We start from the raw sequence: 25,142 nt of genomic DNA, 5'->3' as shown, positions 1-25,142 counted from the left end.
CTATACTTGACGTAATCGCTGAAAAGGATGTGATTTGTGATGACCAAGGCAGAACAACCCGAATCGATTTATGAGACGATTCGAGAACGAGCAGCTTTGATGAATCGCTTGCACCAACAGGAACAAGGCACCTCTATCCGCATTCACGACATAGCGATCGAACTTCATTGCACAGACGAGTTGATTTTAGAATCACTGGAGTTCGCAGCATAACGAGTACGAACACATACGAAGAGCCGACGAATGGTCGGCTCTTTTTTATTGCTTAGGTGATGCGACTTCTTCAACGATTGTCACGACATATTCGACGAGTTTATACAACTCTTCAAGTGGCATGCGTTCGTTCGTCGTATGAATCTCTTCATAGCCTACAGCCAAGTTGACTGTCGGGATTCCGCCACCTGCGATCACGTTCGCATCCGACCCTCCACCTGAATAGAGGATTCGTGTCGGGCGTCCGATTGTCTGGGCCGCACGTTTCGCAACTTCAACGACTTCGTCGCCTTCTTCAAACTTGAATCCAGGATACATGATGTCGATGTCCACTTCGGCACGACCACCGAACGACTCAGCGACCTCGATGTACGCTTGTTTCATCGTTTCCGCCTGTTTCTCCATCTTCTCATGGATGAGGGAACGGGCCTCAGCAAGAACTTCGACATAGTCACACACGATGTTTGTCGCGCGACCCCCTTCGAAACGTCCGATGTTGGCTGTCGTCTCTTCATCGATACGACCGAGCGGCATCTTCGCGATGGCTTTCGCTGCGATTTGAATCGCCGAGATTCCTTTTTCAGGTGCGACACCAGCATGAGCCGTCTTCCCGTAAATCTTCGCGTTCACTTTTGCTTGAGTCGGAGCGGCGACAATGATGTCTCCAACTGGTCCATCCGAATCAAGGGCAAAACCGAACTTCGCATCGATTTTCGATAAATCCAATACTTTCGCACCGACGAGACCTGATTCTTCCCCGACAGTGATCACGAACTGGATTTGACCATGTGGAATTTGTTTTTCTTTCAATACACGCACGAGTTCGATCATCGCAGTGAGGCCGGTCTTGTCGTCTGCTCCGAGAATCGTCGTACCATCCGTGACGACATATCCGTCTTCGATGCTCGTCTTGATTCCTTTACCTGGAGTGACCGTATCCATGTGAGCCGTAAAGTAAATCGGATCAACATTTTCTTTCGTTGCAGGCAACGTGATGATCAAGTTGTTACCAGAGTGTGCCGTCTTCGTTGATGCGTCGTCCTCGTAGACGTCGCAGCCAAGCTCTGTGAATACACCTTTCAAATGTTCACAGATGATCGCTTCTTCCTTCGTTTCTGAATCGATGCCGACCAATCCTAAAAATGTGTCGAGCACGCGTGTCTCGTTTACCATAAACAACATCCCTCCATCCAAACATTTCTTGACCATTATATCAAACTCCCCTGGATTGCACGAATCTTTTCCATTCTGTACAATGATGGCAAACACGTATATGGAGGCAGACCATGAAGAAAAAACAGAAAAGACGACAACGCATCATTCAAATCGGCGTCGTCGTCATCGTCTCAATCTTTTTAATCAGCACGTTTCTCTCGAGCATGACCATGTTCTTTTAAGAGCAAGATGTATCGCTCTTTCAAGATCAAGTAACTTTTTACATCTGATAAAATATTTAATAAGGATGAGCGTACCTCGAATTCCTCACGCGTCGTGGGGAGAGGTACGTTTTTTCGATAATGCTCAATCATCTCTTCTAGCTCCTGTAAAAAGACAGAGGCATCGGCATGCTCGTTCACATGATCCCCGACTCGACGTAAGAACGTCGCGACCGGTTTTGCTTCATTGACGACCATCGTGATTTCTCTGGCGTTATCAGCGACTCGTTTGAGAATATCATACTGTCGTTCACGCATTCGGAAGTATAGATAGTCCATGTCCTCGTTTCGCTTTCCGATTGAGTTCCCCATACGGCGAAGAGCTAAATCTTTCCCCTCTTTCAGATAGTCCCGCGTCTTGATGAGCATCATCGAGTGATTGTTATAGATGCCCGTCTCGACACATGCCGCCACGTCATAATACAGAACAGCAAGCGAACGGTCGATATTCTCTTTAATCCGTTCAATCTCACGGTCAAGCGTCGGCATATACATGTTGACGACGAGCCCGACACCGACACCGATTGCAATGAGGAATAGCTCATTGATAAATAACTCGAGTGTAAACTGTGCCTCGGTGTAGAGGTGGGTCAAGATGACGACACTCGTAATGAGCCCGTCTTGCAGTTTCAATTGTTGTACGAGTGGAATGAAAATGACAAAATAAAGTGTGAGCGTCACCGGTGAATAGCCGAGTAGCGTGAACATCGCCGCACCCATTCCGATGGCGAGAAGACTTGCCATGACTCGTTCATAGGAGGCGCGAATCGATTTTTTACGCGTCTCTTGAATACTTAAAATGGCGATAATGGCTGCAAATACAAAATAATCGAGATGAATTGTTTCGGAAATGAGCATCGCGATACCTGCTGCGACCGCGGTCTTTAACGTCCGCGTTCCAATTTTCATACTAATTTCCCCCTTCTCCATCAAATTGTTGACTAAATCAACTCGTTTGGCAATTCAAAAGTTTGGAAGTGATTTGATTGAAACGAAAGAAAAGACTTAAGGTTTGGCCGATGATTGCGACACTTAGTCTCGCCATCGCAGCCTTTTTATGGATTCAATCTTCCCGTGAAGACACCTACACCGTCGAAACGGTGACGAATGGCGACCGTGTCACGAGGTCGTTCGAATCTCTCGCAGAAGCAAAACGATACATGACGGCCGGTAAGAACCGGACATTGTTCTCCCCCTCTGGAGAAGTACTCGATTTTACAGGTACCGGAGTCGTCGTCACTCCGAGTGATGCTATCACAAACTTATATAAAGATGCATCATTTAAAACACGACAATCCTATGTCGCTGGTGGCACGAGACTTCAACTAATTGAGCGCGGAGACGATCATCTTAAAGTACGTATCTCCGGGGCGGATGTGTATGTCAAACCGGATCAAATGGCGTTATTTCCTGAAGCAGTTGTGAAGAGACGTGGATTTTACGAGATTCGAGAAGGTGACGTCTACCATACGGTGGAAGCGAACGCCAATCTCGCCGGTACGTTCCTTGTAGGTCCGACAGAAAAAAACTCGGATGACCGTTTTTACACAGAACGTGTCCAAGACGTCTTCGATTCTCCTTATCAATTTGCATCGATTCGCAAGTCGTCCCCATATTCGGCTGACGAGTTTGATCAATATTTAAAATCCATCGATTCACCACTCGCTGGGGAAGGCAAGTCTTTTAAACGGGCAGAAGATACGTATAACATTAATGCCTTATTCCTGCTGGCGGTTGCCGGGCATGAGTCCCGATTTGGAACGTCCGATATCGCTCGGGACAAGCGGAACCTATTTGGGTTCCGCGCGACAGATGACGACCCGAGCGGGAATGCGACATCCTTTAAAACAATTGACGCCAGCGTACAAGCTGCTGCTGAATTGTTTGCGACTAAATATGTCACTGGGCCATATGCTCGTGGCGATTATCCTGGGAACAAGCAGGAAGGCATCAATATCTTCTATGCCTCCGATCCATACTGGGGTGAGAAAGTTGCCGGTACGATGTACACGATCGACCGTGAACTCGGTTTGAAGTACTTGAAAAAAATTCAATGAAAAGTAGCCCGGCTCATACGAGTCGGGCTGCTTGACGTCTGTATACGTTTCAGGACAAAGGAATGATTCAATATGAATCAACATCTTATTGAAGGATTTTCACATCACAAGACGAATAGTATAAATGAACGACCATTCATTTTTGAGGGGGAATTAAGATGAAAACGATTTGGATTACCGGGGGATCATCCGGCATGGGGAAAGCGATGGCATTAAAATTTAAACAGGAAGGATGGAACGTCGCTATCAGCGGTCGAAACGAGGAACGACTACTAGAAGCGATGAACGATTTGAATTCAATCGATGCAGGTCAGGCGATGAGTGTGCAACATGACGTTCGTGACTATGAAGGATGCGCGAAAGCACTGGCTGACATCGTATCCGCTTATGGACCTGTACACGCACTCATCAACAATGCTGCAGGGAATTTTGTGTGTCCGACTCTTGATTTATCTCCTAATGGTTGGGCAAGTGTCATCGACATCGTCTTGAACGGGACATTCAACTGCACCCATGTTCTCGGGAAACATTGGGAAGCAGATGAAATCCGTGGCGGCTCCATCATCAACATGGTCGCTTCCTATGCGTGGCAGGCAGGTCCTGGTGTCGCACCGAGTGCGGCAGCGAAAGCAGGGGTCTTGAACTTGACGCGAACACTCGCGGTTGAATGGGGCTATCAATTCGGCGCGCGGGTCAATGCCATCAGTCCTGGACCGATTGAACGGACAGGCGGCGCTGAAAAGCTCGTCTCCCACGTGAAGGAAGTGGAGCGTATTCGCCGTAATGTCCCACTTGGACGTTTTGGGACACCGGAAGAGATTGCGGACCTCGCTTACTGGATGGCATCAGACGAGATGCGCTATTTAAACGGGGATTGCATCTCTCTTGACGGTGGTCATTGGTTGAACAAGCATCCATTCTAATCAAAAGGACGACCGAATATACTCGGTCGTCCTTTTATATGTCCACCCCATCCCATTCTTCATGAAACTGTTCTAGGAACTGCTGCATGAAAGCATGACGTGACATCGCTATTTGTTTTGCTTTTGCGGTATGCATCATCGACGCCAGCTTCAACAGCTTGTCATGAAAATGTTGAATGGCACTCTCTTCCGACAAATCGAGCGGAGTTTTGCGAGAACCCGCGAACTGGAACGTTCGCGCAATCCCGATGGCCCCCATCGCATCAAGACGGTCGGCGTCTTGCAAGATTTCGCTTTCCCGGCTCGTCGGGGTCTTGCCTTTTGAGAAGGAGACCTCATCAATCACCGCCATCACCAAGTCCACTTGCTCTTCAGTGATGTCAATTGAGGACAGATGCTGTTTGACGAGACCGTTCGGACGACCGAGCTTATGATCTTCCACGTCGTGTAAATATGCCGAGAGGAGGAGAACCGTCCGATTGACCGGTTCATCCTCCATTAAACGTTCCACTAGTCGGACGACACGCGTAATGTGGGCGACGTCATGACCCGACGCGTCATCTGCATGAATCGTTCCGATGAACTCTCGCGTCGCTTGAATCACGTCCATACTTAAATCTCGATCGTCGTATTCGGTTCAATCAAGAGACCTCGACGGTGCAATTGGTCACAAAACGCCTGAGCATCTTGTTTAATCGGCGGGAACGTATCAAAGTGGATCGGAACGACACGTTTCGCTTGAAGCCACTGCGCCGCATCTAATGCGTCTGTCGGTCCCATCGTGAAGTTGTCTCCGATTGGAAGGAACGCGACATCGATTTCAAACCGTTCACCGTACATCTTCATATCGGAGAAGAGACTCGTGTCTCCAGCGTGGTAGAGCGTCAGTTCGTTCGTCTCGATGATGAATCCGGCAGGCATCCCCATATAGACCGGTGTATCCCCCATGTCAAAGCTCGAACTGTGGAACGCTTGGGTCATCGTGACACGCCCGAACGGAAAGGCATGACCTCCCCCGATGTTCATCCCGTGAACAGTGAAGCCTTTTTTCTCGTAATACGATGCGAGTTCATGTGTCGCCACAATCGTCGCACCCGACGATTTCGCAATCAATTCGACATCCTCGATATGATCGAAATGAGCATGTGTGAGCAACAAATAGTCCGGACGTAGTGTAGAAGGGTCTATTTCCGTATGAGGGTTACTCGTCAAAAATGGATCGATCAACACGTTTACGCCATCAATCTCAAATCCTACAGTCGCATGTCCATAATAGGTGATTTTCACGTGTATTCATCCTTCCTTCGTAAGTTCAGATTACAACACTTTCTCCAAGAAACGTTTCGCCCGGTCGGTTTGCGGATTCAACAACAGGTCAGCCGGTTTTCCTTCTTCCATGAGAATCCCTTCATCCAGGAAGAGGACGCGGTCTGCCACTTCACGGGCGAAGCCCATTTCGTGTGTGACGACGACCATCGTCATCCCAGTCTCAGCCAACCCTTTCATAACGTCGAGTACTTCATTGACCATCTCAGGGTCAAGTGCCGATGTCGGTTCATCGAACAACATGACGTTCGGTTCCATCGCCAAGGCACGCGCGATGGCGACACGCTGTTTTTGTCCACCCGAGAGTTGGCTCGGATAGGCATCGATTTTTTCAGAAAGGCCGACACGTTCGAGTAATTTCTTCGCACGTTCCAGCGCTTCCGCCTTGCTGACTTTTAAGACGTTGATTGGTGCATACGTCAAATTGTCCAATACGCTCATATGAGGGAACAAGTTGAACTGTTGGAATACCATCCCAATGTTTTGACGCGCCTTCGCGACGTTCGCCCCTTTTTTCGTGAGCTCGAATCCGTCGACACTGACCGTACCGCTCGTTGGAATCTCAAGCATGTTCAAACAGCGTAGAAATGTCGATTTACCAGACCCGGACGGTCCGATGACAGCAACCACTTCACCACGCTCGATCGTCGTCGTGATTCCTTTTAACACTTCTAAGTCACCAAATTGTTTGTGTAGGTCTTTTACTTCGATCATCTTCCATCACTCTTTCTTAACCGTTTTTCTAGACGTTGTCCAAGATACGTCAAGATCATCACTATCGTAAAGTATATCACACCGGCGAATAGAAGCGGTTCGAAGTAGATTGCCTTCTGCCCACCGACGATTTGCGCACGACGCATGATATCGAGCACCCCGACCGTCGAGACGAGGGCAGACTCTTTCGTTAATGTGATCATCTCGTTCACAAGAGCAGGCAAGATGTTCTTGAACGCCTGTGGCAAGATGATGGAACGTAACTGTTTGACATACGGGACACCAAGAGCATCCGAAGCCTCCCACTGTCCTTTATCTACTGCTTGGATACCCGCTCGAATAATCTCTGAAATATACGCCCCCGAGTTGAGCGAGAAGGCGATGACCGCTGACTGGTACGGTGTCGTGATATATCCCGTCAGTTGCGGCAATCCGAAGTGGATGATGGCGAGTTGCAAAATGAGTGGTGTCCCACGGAACACCGCTGTATAAGCATGTCCGATAAAGTTAATCAGACGATTCGGGACAATTTTTAATGTAGCGACAACAATCCCAAGTGAGATCCCAATCAATGCCGAGACGATCACCACTTGGAACATGACTGGAATCCCCTCAAGTATATAAGGGATCGAATCATAAATCCGGCTAAAATCCATAGTGAGTTCCTCCTAAAAAAGGGCTGACCGATTCATCTTCAGTCAGCCTCGTACGATTCATTATTCGGCTGGCGCAGCCTCTTCTTCAAACCATTTCTGTGCTAACTCTTCGATTTCTCCACTGTCGATCATCTTCTTCAACTCTTCGTTGAATTGATCGCGGAGTTCATCATCTTTACGGAAGGCAGCAGCAGAACCTGCTTCTTCTTCGTCCACAATTTCAAATGTCGTCAATTCACTATCTTGCTCGAGGTATTTTTTCGCGACCGTATCTTCGATGACCATCGCGTCAATACGTCCTGTCTTGATTTCTTGAATGATCTCAGGAATCTTGTTCAACGAGACGATCTCAGCATCTGTGATTTGATCTTGTGCAATCCCTTCTTGAATCGAACCGAGCTGGACTCCGATCTTTTTCCCCTTCAAGTCTTCAAGTGATTGAAGCGAATCATCTTTTGACATGATCAAGTTCACCGCTGTGAAATAAATATCTGAGAAATCGGCATTTTCTTTACGCTCTTCTGTCGGAGTCATCCCCGCCATTACGAAGTCGACTCGACCTGCATTGAGGGCTCCAAGTAAGCTTCCGAAATCCATATCTTCAATTTTCAATTCATATCCCATGTTCTCTGCCACTTTTTTGGCGATATCGATATCAAATCCGACAATCTCGTCGCCATTCGCTGTATCGACGAACTCATATGGGAAGTAATCGGCACTTGTACCCATGACGATGACTTTGTCATCCTCACCATCGGTCGATGTCGATCCTCCTTCGTTCACGTCTGCCCCACACGCGACTGAGAACGCGGCCAGTCCTGCTAAACATAATGCTAGAAAACCTTTTTTCATCTTCATCTCCCTTTCATAGTTGAATGATAATTATCAGAACATTAACAAAATTATGACATATGTGTGAACGTAGCTCAACTGTTCTATGACACATCAGTTGTCCGACTTGTGTCTTCAACCACTATATACACATAATTATTACTTGTAAAGTATATTCATGCAAATTATACAAAAAAGAAGGTCACATTCGCTCGAAAGCGAAATATGTGACCGTTCCATTGTCGCGTGACCCATACGGTTGCACCTGTTTGACCGAAGTCATCGGGATGGCACTATACACATGTGGATAACGTTCTCCATCCTCATCCAATTCATAATGTAGCAGCTGACCAAGTCGGTTGACGTGTAACGATACGAGAACGACCGCTTCACCCGAATACGACTTTTTGACGACCTTTCCAATCTGTTGCGGCGTACAACATTTAATCGTCCCTTCAGATTGAAGTGACGGTTCATTGATTTCACCGCGTGACAGGGCAATCATATATTCTGCCTCCGTCATGATTTTGATGACTGGTTCCATATACCCTGCCCCTTTTCACAAAAGCGCAAAGGCAGTGCCTTTGCGCCGATGCTTGATTATGCGAAGTAGATGTCGAACAATGTTTGCAATTGGTCGACGAGCTCTTCAGCAGTCGATGACTCGATTTCACTACGCTCTACCATCGTCACGATGTTGCCATCCTCAAGAAGTGCGATTGACGGTGAAGACGGCGCATATCCTTCAAAATACTCACGTGCACGATCTGTCGCTTCACGGTCTTGACCAGCAAACACGGTCACGAAATGGTCAGGCTTCACACCTTCCATCTTGTTGACGTATGCCGCAGCTGGACGAGCAATCCCGCCTGCACACCCACAAACCGAGTTGACGAGGACGAGTGTCTTCCCTTCTTTTTTAAGCGCTCCGTCTACTTCTTCCGGTGTCGTGAGCTCTGTGTATCCTGCAGCACGTACTTCGTTACGCGCTTGTTCGACTACATCTTGAAAATATAATTGAAAATCCATGTTGTTTCCCCTTTCGACATTTCGTCTGTACTCCCTTATTTTACGTCTTGTTCCACCTCGAGGACAAGTCTATCGCTCAATTCACGTTCTAAGAACGGGTCTGCCCCTAACATCTGTTTGAAAGCAAGGTAACGTGCCTTCGTCTCTGCGCTCGCCTGACGGTTCGTCAAGTAGGCACGAATCATGATATTTTTCGGCGTATGCTCGAGGTCGATGAATTCGAGCAGCTGGGCATCATACCCGACAAGTCCAAGCAGTTCAGCCCGAATGGAATCGGTCGCGAGTGAGGCGAACCGTTCTTTGATCAAGCCATGTTGGAGCATCACGTCTAAATTCGACGCTTGAATTTGACGATTCAATTCCTTTTGACAACACGGAACGCTCAAGATGACTTTCGCGCCCCAGCGGACGGCACGTGCCAAAGCCATGTCTGTCGCCACATCACATGCATGAAGGGTCACGACCATATCAACAGCTGTTTCCCCTTCATATTCATTAATGTCTCCGACTAAAAATTCGAGCCGTTCATATCCAAGATCTTTCGCAATCGATGCACACTCTTCAATGACCTCTTTCTTCAAATCGAGCCCTGTGATATGGACGTCATATCCTTTCATCTCATGAAGGAAATGATAGAGCGCGAACGTCAAATACGACTTCCCTGATCCGAAATCCAAGATTCGAACGGTACGGTCTGCCGGCAAGTATTTCAGTGAATCCTCAATGAACTCGAGGAAACGATTGATCTGTTTGAACTTGTCATACTTTTGACGCTTCACTTTTCCGTCCGTTGACTGAATGCCGAGTCGAATGAGATACGGAACTGGCTCGTCGAGTGGAAGCACGTACTGTTTTTCCCGATTGTGGCTCAGTTGAACTTCTTTTTGAGCCGTCTGCTTTTCTTTCAATGTCACTTTGAACTTTTTCGATAATTGGAACTGGATGTCGGAATCTTTTAACTGAAACTGTCCTTGTCGGAACGTTTCGAGAAGCTCATTCACTTCCGTGACAGCCTCATCTGGTGTCAAGTTTTTATGGTTCATCACCCGCTCATACTGATACTCGAACTGGATATGATACGCATTTCGTAGCATAACCGGTTTCAATTTGACCCGTCTGAGATCGCTAGATTTTTGACGGGGTTGACTGATGGTCGCCGACACGAGATGATTTGATTGTAAGACGTCTGCGAGACGCTCTTGTAACGCTTTATATTCCAATGGATTCAATCCTTTTTTAGAAATTTTGAAACATATCGTTTCACCTGTCCGTACATACTATTACACGAAGACGACGTTACGTCAAAGGAGGATACACATATGTTTAAAAAGATTTTATCATCAATCGGAATCGGTGCCGCAAAAGTCGACACACGTTTGAATGAAAGCCACTGTACACCGGGTGGAGAACTCACTGGAGTCGTCCATATCGAAGGCGGTTCGGTCGAACAATCCGTCGACAGTATCTATCTTTTCTTCAATACGTTGTATAAACATGAGGTGAACGATAAGTCGACATACTCGACGTTCACGATTGAAAAAATCTTATTGAATGAAGCACCGTTTATGATTGGTCCTGGAGAAGTGAAAGAAATTCCGTTCACAGTCAACGTCCCGTTCAATACGCCACTCTCTGTGAGCCAATCAAAATCATGGATTGAAACGGGCCTTGATATCGCCCAAGCCGTCGATCCAAAAGATGAAGATGCGATCACCGTACAACCGAATGCAGCTCAACAAGTCATATTAGATGCGATGGACGAGCTCGGATTCCGTTTGAAGAAAGCCGACACGGAGATGCTCCCGGCACGTCATCGTTCGGGACGTCTTCCGATTGCCCAAGAACTCGAGTATTCAGCGAACGGTTCGCGATTCGGTCGCCAGTTAGACGAGGTAGAAGTTGTGATTCTACAAGACGAGGATGCCATCGAATTGCTCATTCAAGTCGACCGCAGTGTCCACGACCTCGGAAGTCTCTTTGCTGACTTGACGGGAACGGACGAGTCGACTCATCGTGTACGCTATGACGCTGCACGTTTATCAGTAGCTGAAGTTCGTCGCGACATCGAATCGATGATTGAACAATCGATTTAAGGAAATCACTGACACGCCATTTCTATGAATGGCGTGTTTTTCTGAGGTATTGAATTTAAGCATCCATTTTTTTACAATGATCATATGGAATAAACCCTTTTCTGGAGGTGACTACATCTTGTTTGCTTTAATAATGATTGGGAGTCTTGGTCTTGCAACGCTTGCCTTACCGATTCTAGAGACCAGTCTTTCTGAGTCACTCGCCTATTTCACGCTTGGTGGACTCGAAGTGCTGATTGGTTTGATTGCCATGTATCTCATGCGAAATCCGTCGACAAACGCCTTATCATTCATGAAGTTCATGCCCTATCTTGTACTATTGATTCATTTCCCTACCTCACTCCTTTTGCTTTGGATTTCTTCGGTCAGACATGATGGGGTTTCTGCATTTTCATTAAACTATATTTTTATATACTGAATGTTCCTTCTCGGGTTCGTCGTAGTCAGCAGATTGACGTACCGTGTCCATCAACGACGATTCGAAGGTGCATGATTAGAAAGGATGATTCTACATTGGATCTACTTCAATTTCTTTACGACCGAGCAATTCCACTCACACTATTCACGACACTCGGCCTATTCAGTCTCATGTTTGCGTTCGCACTATATAAATCCAAACCACGACTCTCCAAAGGACTCGTCACAATAGGCATGTCCTTGTCGTTTCTTCTCTTACTGATCTCAGCCGCAAGCTTCGTCTTCACGGTATTCCTTGGCTATAACTCATAAGAAATGGAGGCACCCCACTGGGAGCGCCTCCATTTTTTAATCAATATACGGTATATGTGTTTGGGTCAATCGACTCGAGCGATTGTTTGATCGCTTGTAAGAACTGACCTGCGACGAGACCGTCAAGGACACGATGGTCGACAGACATACAAAGGTTGACCATATCGCGTGCCGCAAACATTCCATTCATCCAGACCGGACGCTTCACAATCGACTCGACCGATAGGATTGCCGCTTGTGGGTAATTCAAGATTGGTGCCGATTGAATCGAACCAAACGCACCTGTGTTGTTGATGGTGAATGTCCCACCACGCATCTCTTCAGCCTTCAAGCGATTCTCACGCGCTCGCGTTGCCACGTCTTGAAGGGAAACGGCTAGTCCTTTAATATTCTTCTCATCCGCTTGGCGAATGACCGGAACGTATAGAGCGTCGTTTGCCGCGACGGCTACCGAGAGATGGATGTCTTGGTGAACTTTGATGTGATCTCCTGCCCACTCCGAATTCATCATCGGATACTTCTTCAATGCTTCGATGGCTGCCTTCATGAAGAATGGCATGAACGTCAATTTGACGCCTTCCCGTTTCATGAACTCGTCTTTCAATTTCGCACGGGCTTCGACGAGGTTCGTCACATCTACTTCAATCATGAGCCATGCGTGTGGAGCCTCGTGTTTCGAGCGGACCATATTGTTCGCAATCGCTTGACGTACCCCGGCTGTCGGAATCGATTCATAACGGCCAGATGAAGTCGATGATGATGCGACCGGTTGTGACGGTTCAACGACAGGACGTGGTGCCTCAGTCGGAACGTCCAACTTCGTCTGTACCATCGTCTCTTGGACAGGCGCTTGTGTCGCTTGCTTAGAAGTCGATGCCGGACGTCCTTCTGATAAGTAACGAAGAATATCTTTCCGCGTGATCCGACCGCCTAGACCGCTTCCGCTCAGTTCATTCAAATCGATATCATTCTCGTTGGCGAGTCGGATGACTGCAGGAGAGTATCGACCGTTTCCACTTTGTTTTTTCGGTGCAGTGGCGACAGCTTGCATAGAGACGGATTCTGCAGGTGCCGTTTCTGCAATCGGTTCTGTCTTCGTCTCAACTGCCGCTTCCTCCGCGCTCTCGACTTCCATCGTCAATACCGGTGTCCCGACGCTGACGGTCTCCCCTTCTGGAATGAGAAACTCTTTGACGACTCCTGCGCTAGTCGCCGGAATCTCTGCCGTCACTTTGTCCGTCATGACTTCCGCGAGTGGTTCATATTCTTCCACACGGTCTCCCGGTTTGACGAGATAGGTCGTGATCGTGCCTTCTGTCACACTTTCACCAAGTTGGGGCATGGTAATCGTTTGTTCCATGGAGATGCCTCCTTAAAACGCCGCGAGCTGACGCGCCCGCTCGGCAATTTTTTCTGGGGATACGATAAAGAATTTTTCCATAGGTGGTGCATACGGCATTGCCGGCACATCGGGGCCAGCCAAACGCTCAATCGGCGCATCGAGTTCGAAAAGCGCCTTCTCCGCGATAATCGCCGCCACTTCTCCGATGATGCTTCCTTCTTTGTTGTCCTCCGTCACGAGTAGCACTTTACCAGTCTTCTTGACCGATTCGATGATCGCTTCTTGGTCGAGCGGGTAGACGGTACGAAGATCAAGGATGTGCGTGCTGATTCCTTCTTCTTCGAGCGTTTTCGCAGCCTCTTGTGCCATATGCACGCAAAGACCGTACGTGATGATCGTGATATCGTCACCTTCCCGTTTGACAGCGGCCTTACCAATTTCAACCGTGTATTCGTCCGTCGGCAATTCCGCCTTCAAAAGACGATAGGCACGCTTATGTTCAAAGAAAAGAACAGGATCGTTCGAACGGATTGCTGCTTTCAACAACCCCTTCGCATCGACTGGGTCTGATGGAATGACGACTTTCAGACCTGGCGTCGAACTGAACATCGCCTCGACCGATTGCGAGTGATAGAGTGCCCCGTGAATGCCCCCACCGAAAGGAGCTCGGATGACCATCGGACACGTCCAATCGTTGTTTGAACGGTACCGAATTTTTGCCGCTTCTGAAACGATTTGGTTCACTGCTGGCATGATAAAGTCTGCGAATTGCATTTCTGCGATCGGTCGCATGCCGTACATGGCAGCTCCGACCCCGACTCCGGCAATCGCACTCTCAGCGAGCGGTGCGTCGATGACACGATCCTCTCCATATTTTTCAATCAACCCTTGTGTGGCACGGAATACACCACCACGAACGCCGACGTCTTCCCCGACGACGAAGACGTTTTCGTCGCGCTCCATTTCCTCATGAATCGCTTCATTGATCGCTTCGATAAACGTTTTCATCATTTTTCCTCCTCATAGACGTAATCCAGTGCAGATTCAGGCGATGCATACGGTGCTTTGTCCGCATATGTCGTCGCTTCATTCACTTCAGCATCGATTTGTGCATCGATTTCAGCAAGTGTATCCGCCGTTGCGATTCCGTCGTTCACAAGTCGTTGACGGAACAATTGAATGCCGTCCCGCTCTTTTAACCCTGCCAATTCTTCTGCTGAACGGTATGCTTTGTCATCATCATCTGATGAGTGTGGCACGAGACGTTCAACTTCTGCTTCGATTAGCGTCGGTCCTTCTCCGCGAAGTGCACGTTCACGCGCTTCCTTCACGACCGCATAGACAGCAATCGGGTCTGTCCCGTCGACTGTCACACCTGGCATGCCATATCCTTTCGCTCGATCTGACACGCGCTCGCATGCCAACTGTTTTGTAAGTGGAACCGAGATTGCATACTTGTTGTTCTCACAGAACAAGATGACCGGCAACTTATGGACACCTGCAAAGTTTGCGCCTTCATGGAAGTCTCCTTGGTTAGAGGACCCTTCCCCGAATGAGACGAATGTAACGAGCTCTTCCTTTTTCATCTTCGCCGCAAGTGCGATCCCGACTGCATGTGGGACTTGTGTCGTGACCGGAGACGAACCCGTCACGATGCGATGCTCTTTCGAGCCGAAGTGACCAGGCATCTGACGACCACCTGAGTTCGGATCTTCCGCTTTCGCGAATGCCGATAACATCAAGTCTCTTGATGTTTGACCGAAGTGAAGGACGACCGCCACATCACGATAGTAAGGCAAGACGTAGTCGATCCCTTTCTCGAGTGCGAACGCCGCACCGACTTGCGCCGCTTCTTGTCCTTGACATGAGACGACGAATGGGATTTTCCCGGCGCGGTTCAACTTCCACATCCGTTCATCGATTTTGCGGGCACGTACCATCGTTTCGTACATCGCCAATAAATCTTGTTTCGTTAAACCAAGCTCTTCATATGAGTTTACAGTCATCTGTTCCATCCTTGTTCCTCCTTAGGCGTGAATCGGTAATCCATCGACGGCAAGAGCCGCTTCTTGGAAGGCTTCGCTCAGTGCAGGATGCGGGTGCACAAGTTGTCCCATCTCCCAAGCCGTCGCGTTCAAGACGAGCGCGAGTCCACCTTCTGTGATGAGTTCGGTCGCTTTCGGTCCGACGATATGAACACCGAGAAGGTCGTCTGTTTCTTTGTCCGAAACGAGTTTGACGAATCCGTCGGCTTGTCCTTCAATTCTTGCTTTTCCGAGCCCATTGAAACGGTACGTTCCTGTCTTGACGTCATGTCCAGCCTCTTTTGCCGCTTCTTCTGTCAAACCGACCGAAGCGACTTCAGGGACACTGTATACACAGCGTGGAATGAGCGCGTAATCGAGCGGTGTCGGCTCAAGACCGAGAATCGTCTCGACTGCCTTCACACCTTCTGCAGAAGCGACGTGGGCGAGTTGCAACTTCCCGATGCAATCCCCGATTGCGAAGATATGACGTTCTTTCGTCCGATACTGACTATCGACTTGAATGATGCCGTTCTCTACGACGATAGACGTGTTTTGAAGTCCTAAGTCTTCCGTGTTGGCAACTCGGCCAACCGAGACGAGGACACAGTCTACTTGTAACATCTCTTCCCCGACAGCAATCTCCACTGCATTTTCGTGAATCAATGTTCGTTCAGCGTCGACCGTCACGCTCTTCTTCACACGGACTCCGCGCTTTTTCAAAAGACGCTCCACTTCACGGGAGACTGCCTTGTCCTCGAGTGGGAGTAATCGATCTCCTACTTCGATCAATGTCACGTTCACATCTAAATCGACGAGCATGGACGCCCATTCGACTCCAATGACCCCTCCACCGACAATCGCAATCGATTCAGGAAGTGTTTCAAAATTGAGGAGGTCGTCTGAATTCAAAATCCGCTTGTGATCGAACGGCAATCCAGGAAGTTCACGAGGAATCGACCCTGTCGCGATAATCAATTGATTCGGCAAAATCAGTTCTGATTCACCGCTTTCATCTTCAACGGATACAGTCCCTGGTTGAGGTGAGAAGATGCTTGGTCCAAGGATCGAGGCTTTTCCGCGAAACACTTCGATTTTCCCTTGTTTCATCAAATGCTCGATTCCCTTTTCAAGACCAGCCACAAGATCACGTTTATACGTTTGAGCGCGTTCCATATTGAACGTCACATCTCCCGTCTCCACGCCATACGTCGTACTTTGCTTCGCCGTTTGATAGACATGTGCAGCTTTTAAAAGTGCCTTCGTCGGGATGCAACCTCTATGTAAGCAGGTGCCGCCTAACTTTCTCGCCTCGACGATTGCGACAGATTTCCCTGCCTGGGCCGCCTTGATTGCAGCCACATATCCTCCTGGTCCTCCACCGATGACGACAACATCAAATTCTCGTGCCATGTGTATCCCCCTCATAAACTCGTGCGGTCTCTTCGTTCTCGATGACGCGAAGTGCACCTTCAGTCAACGCTTTAAGCTCATCTTCACCCGGATACACGTGTACCGGCGCGAGATAAGTGACACGCTCCTTGATTTTTTCAGTCAGCCACTCGGAATATGCGATTCCGCCCGTCAGTAAGATGGCATCCACACGACCACATAATGTTGCGCCGTGTTTTGAAATCTCTTGAGCGACACGATAAGCCATCGTTTCATACAACAGTCTCGCCTCGTCATCACCTGATTCCACCCGTTGCTCGATTTCAATGGCATCGAATGTACCGAGATGAGCAAACAGACCACCTTGACCGACAATTTTCTTTTTCATTTCCGGTTCTTTATACCTGGTACTATAACATAGTTCTACTACCTGTCCAACAGGAATCGAGCCAGCACGCTCCGGCGCGAGCGGCCCATCTCCGTCGAGACCATTATTCACGTCGATGACTCGACCTGCCGCATGGGCACCGACCGTGATTCCTCCACCAAGATGCGCAACGATAAGATTCAACTCATTGTAATCGCTTCCATTTTCGGCCGCGAATCGTTTCGCGACAGCCTTTTGATTGAGGGCATGGAAAATGCTACGACGATTGATTTCCGGCATGCCTGTCTTTCGGGCCAATTCGCTCATCTCATCGACGACGACCGGATCAACAATGAAACTAGGAATCCCGTCAGCTCCCCCGATTCTCGAAGCGATCAGACCACCGAGATTCGATGCATGCATCCCAAAACGTCCGCTCGTCAAATCTTCACGCATGAGTTCATTGACCGTATACGTTCCAGACGTCATCGGTGCAAGCAAGCCACCACGACCGACGATCGCGGTCAAATCATTGACCGCGATGCCCGTCTCTTCTAACAAGGCGCGTACTTCTTGCTCACGATGAGGCAACTGCTCTGGAAGTGTGAGACCCGTCACATCGATTGAATGTCGGACCGTACGTGTCATCACTTCTTCCTTCCCATCAAACAATCCAACTTTCGTCGAGGTCGACCCTGGGTTGATTGCAAGAATTAGCCGTTTTGTCATCTTAGCGTCTCCCTAGAATGCTTTTTTCAACTTTAAGGAACTGGCTGCGTGAACGCGACATCATGTGAATCCGCTCTTCCGCCATCTTATCGGCCGCTACATGCGTTGGTACACCATCACGTTCTGCGATCTCAAAGACGCGCATCATGTTGTCATAAATGAGTTCGACTTTCTTCATTGCCCGTTCACGGTTGTAGCCTTCAAGTTCGTCCGCGACGTTGATGACACCACCTGCATTGATGACGAAGTCTGGTGCATAAAGGATTCCGTTCTCGTCGAGCACGTCTCCGTGACGATCTTCTGCTAATTGGTTATTGGCAGCGCCTGCGACGATTTGTGCTTTCAATTGCGGAATCGTTTTGTCGTTGATGACGGCACCGAGAGCACATGGTGCAAAAATATCACATTCGACCGCATAAATCTCATCTGGTTTGACGACCGTCGCACCAAAGTCTGCTTCTGCACGTTTGAGTGCTTCCTCATTGATGTCGGTCACAATCAAATGAGCACCCTCTTCGTGGAGGTGACGGCACAGGTTGTAGGCAACGTTTCCAACACCTTGAACAGCGACGGTTTTCCCTGCGAGCGAGTCTGTCCCAAATTTCCATTTCGCAGCAGCTTTCATTCCACGATACACACCATATGCCGTGACCGGTGAAGGGTTACCACTTGAACCGAATGCAGGACTGACGCCCGTGACGTAATCCGTTTCCATGTGAATGAAGTCCATGTCGGCAACTGTTGTATTTACATCTTCAGCCGTGATGTAACGACCACTAAGAGATTGAACATATCGTCCGAATGCACGGAAGAGCGCCTCTGATTTATCTGTCTTCGCATTTCCGATGATGACGGCCTTCCCGCCCCCAAGGTTGAGACCCGCTGCAGCATTTTTATATGTCATTCCTTTTGCGAGACGCAACACATCCGTGAGTGCCTCTTGTTCTGATTCATAGTTCCACATACGTAGTCCACCGAGAGCTGGCCCGAGCGTCGTGTCATGGATGGCGATGATCGCCTTTAGTCCAGACGCTTGGTCTTGGCAAAATACGATTTGCTCATAGTCCTCAGATTGTAAGACATCAAAAATACGGAAGCGTGGCTCAGTGTTTGTTTCCATCATGATTAATTCCTCCTGTTAAGTACGATTAATGTTTAGCATGTAACAAAGCGAACGCGAGCGAATATAGCTTCGCTTCGGCAGTATCGGCACGACTTGTCAATACAACAGGGGCAGATGCGCCGACGACAATCGCCGCTACGCTCGCCTCTGCGAAATACATGATTGATTTATAAAGGACGTTGCCGACCTCTATGTAAGGTACGACTAATAAATCGGCTTGACCGGCAACTTCACTGTTGATTCCTTTTTGCTTTGCTGCGACCATGTCGACAGCGTTGTCGAGCGCGAGAGGTCCATCTACGACACAGCCCTTGATTTGTCCACGTCGATTCATTTGGCTAAGTAGTGCCGCATCGAGAGTCGCATTCATTTGTGGATTGACTACCTCGACTGCTCCAATGGCTGCGACTTTCGGCGATTCGTAACCGATGTCATGCATCGCTTCTACCGCATTGTGAATAATTTCGACCTTCTCTTCGAGTGTTGGTGCGATATGAATCGCCGCATCCGTCACTCCAATCAACTTTTCACGATTCGGAATTTGGAATAGTGCGATGTGGCTGAGCGTCCGCTTCGTACGGAGTCCAGCTTCACGATTAAGGACGGCTTTCATAAATGTCGATGTCGACACCATTCCCTTCATGAGGACGTCCGCCTCTTTATTTTTCACAGCTAATGCGGCACGTCGCGCAATCTCAACGTCACCTTTCGCATGTAAAATATCGACGGCTGACTCATCGATTCCATGCTGTTCACATAACTTTCGGATGTCTCGAGCTTCACCGAACAAAATGAAGCGTGACAGTCCATGATCCGTAGCGAGTTTTACGGCCCGGATGACTTCTTCGTCCGCTGCCCCCGCAATGGACACGGTACAGCCTTCTAACTCTTTTGCGTTCGTCAGCATCCGTTCAAAATTCATCATTGTCCCCCCTTGCTCTCTACACTATATCATAAGCAAGTTTGTTTCCTAAATTGTAAGCGCTTTATAATGTGGATGACCATGCAAATTAATGCTTACCGTGCATAAATTTTCCTGCAAATTATTGCATGGTGTCGAGCTTGTTGTATAATGTTCGAATCGAAATCTTCAATCGGCGGGCTGCTTCTGATTTGTTGCCACTTGCCTCTTCAATTGCTCGTTCAATCAAATCGCGTTCATATTTTGCAACGGCCTCGTGAAACGTTCCAGATTCGACCACTTTTTGACTCGTGGAACGATTGGATAACTGCAAATGATGTGGGGCAATCCACTGCTCGGAGCTTGCCATATAAATCATCGCACGACCAATCACATTCTCCAGTTCTCGCACATTCCCTTTCCAATGCTGGCTCTTCAGTAATGTTAAGGCATCTTCGTCAACGCCGCGTACACTACGACCGTATTCTTGATTCAGTTTCCGGATCATCCGTTCACATAGTGCCTCGAGTTCATTTAATCGCTCACGTAATGGTGGGATATGGATCGGCATCCGATTGATTCGGTAATACAAATCTTCCCGGAATGTTCCGTCTGCTACTTTTTGTTCGAGATCGGCATTCGTTGCGGCAATGATTCGGACATCGATTGGGATTGCCGTCGTCCCTCCGACACGGACAATTTCATTTTCCTGGAGGACACGTAAAAGCTTCACTTGGACATCAAGAGGGAGCTCTCCGATTTCGTCTAGAAAGAGTGATCCGCCATCCGCTTCTTCGAAATATCCGTTTTTCCCGCCTCGTTTAGCTCCACTGAAGGCTCCATCTTCATAACCGAATAGCTCACTTTCAAGAAGGGTAGGTGAAATCGCCGCACAGTTCACGCGAATGAACTTTTTATATTTTCGAGGAGATTCTCCGTGAATGGCATGGGCGAACAGTTCTTTTCCTGTTCCCGATTCTCCGCGAATCAATACCGTCACTGGGGTCACAGCGGCAAGTTTCGCCTGCTCGATGACAAATCGCATGGCGTCACTCGTAGCAATGATATCGGCAAACTGATATTTGGCTTCTAGATTCCGGATGCGTGTTTTTGCCTCCTGTAATTCATCACGTAGGGCACGAATCTGAGATACGTCACGGATGACCCCAACCGAGCCTCGCAACTTTCCTTCAACGATGATCGGTTCTGCATTCACAAGAATATCTCGTCTCGTCGCCCCAATTTGCATCCGAATGTCTCGAACGCCTTGCCCGGTCGATAGTACTTTCAAATGGACGCTTTCCTGCATTCCGATATCTGCCGTCGCTGGTTTGTCGACCACATCTTCTTTTTTGAATCCGGTCAACCGTGTATAAGACGGATTGATCAAAATCGTGTTACCGTGATGATCTGCGACCGATATGGCCTCACTCGTACATTCAATGATGGCCTCGAGCATTTGTTGATTCTGTTTCAATCGTTCAACCACAATCCGAATAAATTCCCCTGGTAAGACGACCGCATCTTTGAAATGGTCCTTTAATTGTTCAAACGTTTGATGTTTCCCCGTCGTTTCGATGACAAAATCTAGTGTCGCATCCGCATACTGTTTCCAATCGTCCGCCACAGATATGCCATAACTTTTAGCAAGGGCTATTCCTTCTGCAGATGTATCAGAATCTACGACCGCTACAATCGTTGCAAGCGGCGAATCCATCAGCATATGAAGGACTTCGGTCCCCCCTTTTCCTGCCCCCACAATCATCAATCGTTTATTCATACATATTCCCCCATCATCATTCTTCTCTATTTCATGCTACTGAATCCGCACCTGATTCGCAAGCTGCCCAAAAATAGACCGTGTCGAACAGATCGATTTCTGTTAAAATAATGTATGGTAAAGGAGGAGATTGCATGCGTTTTATCGCGCTTCTAATCTTAATCGTCCCTGGGTTATTAGGTGTTTACGGAATCAAATTGCTACGTGATAGCTTCTTTTTGAAGACGAGCGCACCGTTTTCATGGTTCGATTCACTCGCTGCCGCCTCCATGTTGCAGGGGACCTTTGGGCTTCTGCTCGCCATGGGCGGGATCGGATTTGTAGCCGGCTATATTTTTAACCGCGACAAAAAAACAGGAAAAGTACAACGCCTCGACTCATAAGCACACAAAAAAAGGTTCCCTAACTTGACTTCATTTCAAGTGCGGAACCTTTTATTCATATTGAATTGTGATCACTACGGATGATCTCCTTTCAAACTACGTTACTTACTTTGACATGAAATCCAACGTCTTCTTAATGAAGAAGTATGAAAGAACTTTAGTAACTGCCGTCTTGCGTGAACGGAATCTTACCATTCGAGTTACTAACTGATTTACTTATCGGATCATGTCGAACCATCCATCGTGAAGTCGAACGCTTGCCATAAACTGTTCAACGGTTGACAACACTCCTTTTGGTTAACTGAACGATTGTTTTTTCCTATATCAACCCCTAGCTTCGAGTTGATGATAGAATCGCCTCGCGAATGAGCGACTGTCGCGACCTCACGTCGGGACATTAACGACTTGAGGTGTCGTTCCCACCTCTGAGCTATAATCGGATAGCGAACCGAGATGATTTGGTTTCTTCAAACGTTGCTCCGGAACAAGTTTGAAAAGCGTTCATCTGACGCTTGTCCAAGTAACTTGGTACATCTTTATTATAACAAAGGCCCACCATTTTGCAAGCGCTTTCTTTCATAAAGTAAATAAATCTTAAAGTAATTGTTTCATTAAAAAAGACTAAGTCCCATCACGACTTAGTCCTCATGAAATGATTCAATTATTCTTAAACGATACATACGTGACGAAGTACGAGATAAACTCCGAGTTTTTCGGGCTTCGCTCACGCTCCGGTCGCCCTTCGAACATCTCATGATCGCGCATGCCGTTCTCCCATGCCGTCTTGATTGCATGACGCATTGCTCGTTCTACACGAGAAGATGTCGTCTCATGCTCTTTTGCGACCATCGGATATAATTCTTTCGTGATGAGACCGAGCAAATCTTGGCGTTCTCGCACGTAAATGACAGCTTGACGGATATACTTGAACCCTTTGATTCGCGGAGAGATTCCGAGTTGCTGAAGCAGGAGTGAGATTTCAATTTCTTCTGGCGTCATTCCGTCGAATTCTCGATTTGTTCCTTCTGACAATTCACGAATTTTCGTTAATAACTGTTGAATATTGAACGGTTTGACGAGAAAATAAGAGGCCCCGAGTTGCACGGCCTGTTTCGTCACTTCATCTTTTCCAAACGCGCTCAACATGATCACTTCCGGTTTGTCATCACCTAATTCTTCATTTAGGCGTTGCAATACTCCGATTCCATCCAAATGCGGCATGATAATATCGAGTAAGAGTACATCCGGTTGGTGTGTCTTGACGACATCCAAGCATGTTTCTCCATCGTGTGCCGTACCTACGACACGAAGATCAGGCTCAGATTCTAATTGTCGGCTCAACAAATCGACGATTTCTCGATTGTCGTCCGCAATACATAATGTAATCACTTATGACACTCCTTTGATGAACTTCTGTTTTACTTGTTGTGACATCTCAAGTAATTCTTCGACGTGTTGCTTCGTCAAGTCTGTCATTTGAGCGCCAGCAATCATGCGACCCAATTCGTCGATTCGACTTTCACGGTCGAGGGACGTCACATTTGTTTTCGTCCGTTCATTCGTTTCGGTTTTAGTAATGTAAAGATGTTGGTCTGCCATCGCAGCAACTTGTGCCAAGTGCGTGATACAGAGGACTTGAGAGCCGACAGAAAGTCGGAAGATTTTTTCACCCATCGCCTGCGCGACACGTCCAGAGACCCCTGTGTCGACCTCGTCAAAAATAATGGAGGCCACTCCAACCGTTCTTGAAAAGATTGATTTGAGTGCGAGCATGACACGGGAAAGTTCTCCTCCTGAAGCGACTTTTGCGAGCGGTTTGAACGGTTCTCCAACGTTCGTCATCATGTAAAACTCTACGTCATCTAAACCATCTTGTTTAAGCGATGTAGTTTTAAAACGGACCTCGAACGCTGTTTTTTCCATATATAGTTCTTTCAACTCTCGATGAATCGCATGCTGAAGCGACTCCGCAGCCATCTTACGCGCTGAAGACAGTCTCATGCCAGCTTCTCTTGCAATTTGCTCTAATCGAATGAGTTCATTTGAGAGCGTTTGTAAATGCTCTTCACGGTTCGTCATCGACTTCAATTCATCCGACACTTGTTCGCCGTAGGTGATGACTTCTTCGATGGTCGTCCCATACTTTCGTTTCAATTGCTGGAAAAGAGCCAATCGTGACTCAATCTCATCCAATCGAATCGGGTCAAATTCGAGCGAATCTAACTGGTCCCGGAGTTGAAACTTTGCATCCTCCAACAAATAATAAGCGTTAGAGATTGTCTCCGATACAGATGTCAAAGACGAAGAGAGCTGTGACGCCTCTTCCATCTCGCGCATCGCCACTCCGATTTGATCGAGTCCATTTGACTCCTCGGCAACCGCCTCATACGAGAGACGAATGTGTTGATGAATGCGTTCAAAGTTGGCCAATTCATCCCGTTCTTCTGTCAACGCCTGTTCTTCCCCAACTTTTAATTCAGCCGCTTCGATTTCTTTCGTTTGAAACGACAAAAGATCCATTCGTTGAGCAAGCTCCTGCTCACTTTGACTAAGACGCTTCAATTCATCGGCGACTTGTTTCCAGGCCGCAAATGCCGTTTGATATTCCTCGACTAACGGACTGATTTCTTTTTCGGCGAAATGGTCTAATATGCCAAGGTGAAATTCCGCATCCATTAAATGTTGATGTTCATGTTGACCGTGAATATCGACCAGGAGCCGTCCGAACTCCCGTAACGTCGAGAGCGGCATCATTTTCCCGTTCACACGGCAGACGCTCTTCCCGCTACTATGTAGGTCTCGACGTAAGATGACTGTCCCATCTTCAACATCGATGCCATATTGTTCGGCCGCTTCGATGACCGGGTGATCCGGTTCAATCATGAACAGACCTTCGATTTCAGCTTTATCTTGACCATATCGCACGAACTCACTTGAGCCACGTCCTCCAACAAGCAATCCAATCGCATCCAACAAGATCGATTTACCGGCACCTGTCTCACCCGTGAGCACAGTCATACCTCGATTAAACGGAATGTTTAATTCGTCAATAATCGCAAACTGTTTGATTGATAGTTCTGCTAACATACGTACG

At 47.9% G+C, this 25,142-nt stretch carries 27 protein-coding genes; 7 read left to right on the top strand and 20 right to left on the bottom strand.

Annotation, left to right across the window (positions count from 1 at the left end; translation table 11 throughout):
• Nucleotides 1–39: 39 nt before the first annotated feature.
• Nucleotides 40–213, top strand: coding sequence for a hypothetical protein (locus KNO69_RS05210; RefSeq protein WP_012726540.1), 174 nt, complete (start codon nt 40–42; stop codon nt 211–213).
• Between the two features lie 45 nt (nt 214–258).
• On the opposite strand, the gene KNO69_RS05205 is transcribed toward KNO69_RS05210, so the two are convergent.
• The gene (locus KNO69_RS05205; protein WP_214817830.1) at nt 259–1,386 is read right to left on the bottom strand and encodes a M20/M25/M40 family metallo-hydrolase; all 1,128 of its coding nucleotides are present in this window, start codon (nt 1,384–1,386) and stop codon (nt 259–261) included.
• 182 nt (nt 1,387–1,568) lie between these two features.
• On the bottom strand, nt 1,569–2,558 hold the full coding sequence (locus tag KNO69_RS05200; protein ID WP_078147085.1) for an aromatic acid exporter family protein: 990 nt from the start codon (nt 2,556–2,558) through the stop codon (nt 1,569–1,571).
• A 77-nt stretch (nt 2,559–2,635) separates the two neighbouring features.
• On the opposite strand from KNO69_RS05200, the gene KNO69_RS05195 reads away from it, so the two are divergent.
• Together KNO69_RS05195 and fadH are read left to right on the top strand one after the other, a co-directional pair.
• Nucleotides 2,636–3,706, top strand: a complete 1,071-nt coding sequence (locus tag KNO69_RS05195) for an N-acetylglucosaminidase (RefSeq protein ID WP_251028274.1) — start codon at nt 2,636–2,638, stop codon at nt 3,704–3,706.
• A gap of 152 nt (nt 3,707–3,858) precedes the next feature.
• Entirely contained in the window at nt 3,859–4,629 is a 771-nt protein-coding gene (gene fadH / locus KNO69_RS05190; RefSeq protein WP_353047488.1) for a 2,4-dienoyl-CoA reductase, read from the top strand.
• A gap of 34 nt (nt 4,630–4,663) precedes the next feature.
• Here fadH and KNO69_RS05185 read toward each other — a convergent pair whose 3' ends face one another.
• From KNO69_RS05185 to KNO69_RS05150, 8 genes are all read right to left on the bottom strand, one after another.
• The gene (locus KNO69_RS05185) at nt 4,664–5,239 is read right to left on the bottom strand and encodes an HD domain-containing protein (protein WP_214816470.1); all 576 of its coding nucleotides are present in this window, start codon (nt 5,237–5,239) and stop codon (nt 4,664–4,666) included.
• A 2-nt stretch (nt 5,240–5,241) separates the two neighbouring features.
• A complete protein-coding gene (locus KNO69_RS05180; RefSeq protein WP_214816468.1) occupies nt 5,242–5,916 on the bottom strand; it encodes a metal-dependent hydrolase in 675 nt (224 codons plus the stop codon).
• Between the two features lie 30 nt (nt 5,917–5,946).
• A complete protein-coding gene (locus KNO69_RS05175) occupies nt 5,947–6,669 on the bottom strand; it encodes an amino acid ABC transporter ATP-binding protein (protein WP_031423364.1) in 723 nt (240 codons plus the stop codon).
• Nucleotides 6,666–7,325, bottom strand: a complete 660-nt coding sequence (locus KNO69_RS05170) for an amino acid ABC transporter permease (RefSeq protein ID WP_012726548.1) — start codon at nt 7,323–7,325, stop codon at nt 6,666–6,668. Before KNO69_RS05170 ends, KNO69_RS05175 begins: the two co-directional genes overlap by 4 nt.
• Before the next feature lie 60 nt (nt 7,326–7,385).
• The gene (locus KNO69_RS05165; RefSeq protein ID WP_214816466.1) at nt 7,386–8,177 is read right to left on the bottom strand and encodes a transporter substrate-binding domain-containing protein; all 792 of its coding nucleotides are present in this window, start codon (nt 8,175–8,177) and stop codon (nt 7,386–7,388) included.
• A 181-nt stretch (nt 8,178–8,358) separates the two neighbouring features.
• Nucleotides 8,359–8,700, bottom strand: a complete 342-nt coding sequence (locus KNO69_RS05160) for a DUF952 domain-containing protein (RefSeq protein WP_074036735.1) — start codon at nt 8,698–8,700, stop codon at nt 8,359–8,361.
• 56 nt (nt 8,701–8,756) lie between these two features.
• Complete coding sequence (locus tag KNO69_RS05155; RefSeq protein WP_012726551.1) at nt 8,757–9,185, bottom strand: BrxA/BrxB family bacilliredoxin; 429 nt, start codon at nt 9,183–9,185, stop codon at nt 8,757–8,759.
• A gap of 35 nt (nt 9,186–9,220) precedes the next feature.
• Entirely contained in the window at nt 9,221–10,405 is a 1,185-nt protein-coding gene (locus tag KNO69_RS05150) for a class I SAM-dependent methyltransferase (RefSeq protein WP_214816464.1), read from the bottom strand.
• A 99-nt stretch (nt 10,406–10,504) separates the two neighbouring features.
• Between KNO69_RS05150 and KNO69_RS05145 the strand changes: the two genes are divergently transcribed.
• From KNO69_RS05145 to KNO69_RS05135, 3 genes are all read left to right on the top strand, one after another.
• Nucleotides 10,505–11,278, top strand: a complete 774-nt coding sequence (locus tag KNO69_RS05145; protein WP_031423357.1) for a sporulation protein — start codon at nt 10,505–10,507, stop codon at nt 11,276–11,278.
• A gap of 118 nt (nt 11,279–11,396) precedes the next feature.
• Nucleotides 11,397–11,696: a hypothetical protein gene (locus KNO69_RS05140; protein WP_214730538.1), complete on the top strand. Its 300-nt coding sequence runs from the start codon at nt 11,397–11,399 to the stop codon at nt 11,694–11,696.
• Nucleotides 11,697–11,791: 95 nt separating this feature from the next.
• Entirely contained in the window at nt 11,792–12,007 is a 216-nt protein-coding gene (locus KNO69_RS05135) for a hypothetical protein (protein WP_078147092.1), read from the top strand.
• A gap of 40 nt (nt 12,008–12,047) precedes the next feature.
• Here the strand turns inward: KNO69_RS05135 and KNO69_RS05130 are convergent, their stop codons facing one another.
• From KNO69_RS05130 to KNO69_RS05095, 8 genes are all read right to left on the bottom strand, one after another.
• Nucleotides 12,048–13,367, bottom strand: a complete 1,320-nt coding sequence (locus tag KNO69_RS05130) for a dihydrolipoamide acetyltransferase family protein (RefSeq protein WP_214816462.1) — start codon at nt 13,365–13,367, stop codon at nt 12,048–12,050.
• A gap of 12 nt (nt 13,368–13,379) precedes the next feature.
• Nucleotides 13,380–14,357: an alpha-ketoacid dehydrogenase subunit beta gene (locus KNO69_RS05125; protein WP_078147095.1), complete on the bottom strand. Its 978-nt coding sequence runs from the start codon at nt 14,355–14,357 to the stop codon at nt 13,380–13,382.
• Nucleotides 14,357–15,364, bottom strand: coding sequence for a thiamine pyrophosphate-dependent dehydrogenase E1 component subunit alpha (locus tag KNO69_RS05120; RefSeq protein WP_370148335.1), 1,008 nt, complete (start codon nt 15,362–15,364; stop codon nt 14,357–14,359). Before KNO69_RS05120 ends, KNO69_RS05125 begins: the two co-directional genes overlap by 1 nt.
• 12 nt (nt 15,365–15,376) lie before the next feature.
• Complete coding sequence (lpdA, locus tag KNO69_RS05115) at nt 15,377–16,786, bottom strand: dihydrolipoyl dehydrogenase (protein ID WP_214684043.1); 1,410 nt, start codon at nt 16,784–16,786, stop codon at nt 15,377–15,379.
• Nucleotides 16,770–17,861 (bottom strand): butyrate kinase, encoded by a 1,092-nt coding sequence (gene buk / locus KNO69_RS05110; RefSeq protein ID WP_214816460.1) that lies wholly within the window; start codon nt 17,859–17,861, stop codon nt 16,770–16,772. The genes lpdA and buk overlap by 17 nt, the downstream gene beginning before the upstream one ends.
• 1 nt (nt 17,862) lies before the next feature.
• Nucleotides 17,863–18,984, bottom strand: a complete 1,122-nt coding sequence (locus tag KNO69_RS05105) for a Glu/Leu/Phe/Val family dehydrogenase (RefSeq protein ID WP_012726561.1) — start codon at nt 18,982–18,984, stop codon at nt 17,863–17,865.
• A 25-nt stretch (nt 18,985–19,009) separates the two neighbouring features.
• The gene (yqiS, locus tag KNO69_RS05100) at nt 19,010–19,906 is read right to left on the bottom strand and encodes a phosphate butyryltransferase (RefSeq protein ID WP_214811397.1); all 897 of its coding nucleotides are present in this window, start codon (nt 19,904–19,906) and stop codon (nt 19,010–19,012) included.
• A gap of 121 nt (nt 19,907–20,027) precedes the next feature.
• Nucleotides 20,028–21,665 (bottom strand): sigma 54-interacting transcriptional regulator, encoded by a 1,638-nt coding sequence (locus KNO69_RS05095; protein WP_214816458.1) that lies wholly within the window; start codon nt 21,663–21,665, stop codon nt 20,028–20,030.
• 134 nt (nt 21,666–21,799) lie between these two features.
• Here KNO69_RS05095 and KNO69_RS05090 point away from each other — a divergent pair, with 134 nt between their 5' ends.
• On the top strand, nt 21,800–22,048 hold the full coding sequence (locus tag KNO69_RS05090; protein WP_031423346.1) for a DUF2627 domain-containing protein: 249 nt from the start codon (nt 21,800–21,802) through the stop codon (nt 22,046–22,048).
• Between the two features lie 657 nt (nt 22,049–22,705).
• Here the strand turns inward: KNO69_RS05090 and spo0A are convergent.
• Nucleotides 22,706–23,437, bottom strand: a complete 732-nt coding sequence (spo0A, locus tag KNO69_RS05085; RefSeq protein ID WP_074036711.1) for a sporulation transcription factor Spo0A — start codon at nt 23,435–23,437, stop codon at nt 22,706–22,708.
• The gene (gene recN / locus KNO69_RS05080) at nt 23,438–25,135 is read right to left on the bottom strand and encodes a DNA repair protein RecN (RefSeq protein ID WP_214816456.1); all 1,698 of its coding nucleotides are present in this window, start codon (nt 25,133–25,135) and stop codon (nt 23,438–23,440) included.
• Nucleotides 25,136–25,142: the final 7 nt, after the last annotated feature.

This window comes from Exiguobacterium sp. s131, assembly GCF_018617345.1.
GTDB classification, from domain to species: domain Bacteria; phylum Bacillota; class Bacilli; order Exiguobacteriales; family Exiguobacteriaceae; genus Exiguobacterium; species Exiguobacterium profundum.
This window is presented reverse-complemented; position numbering and strand designations above follow the sequence as displayed.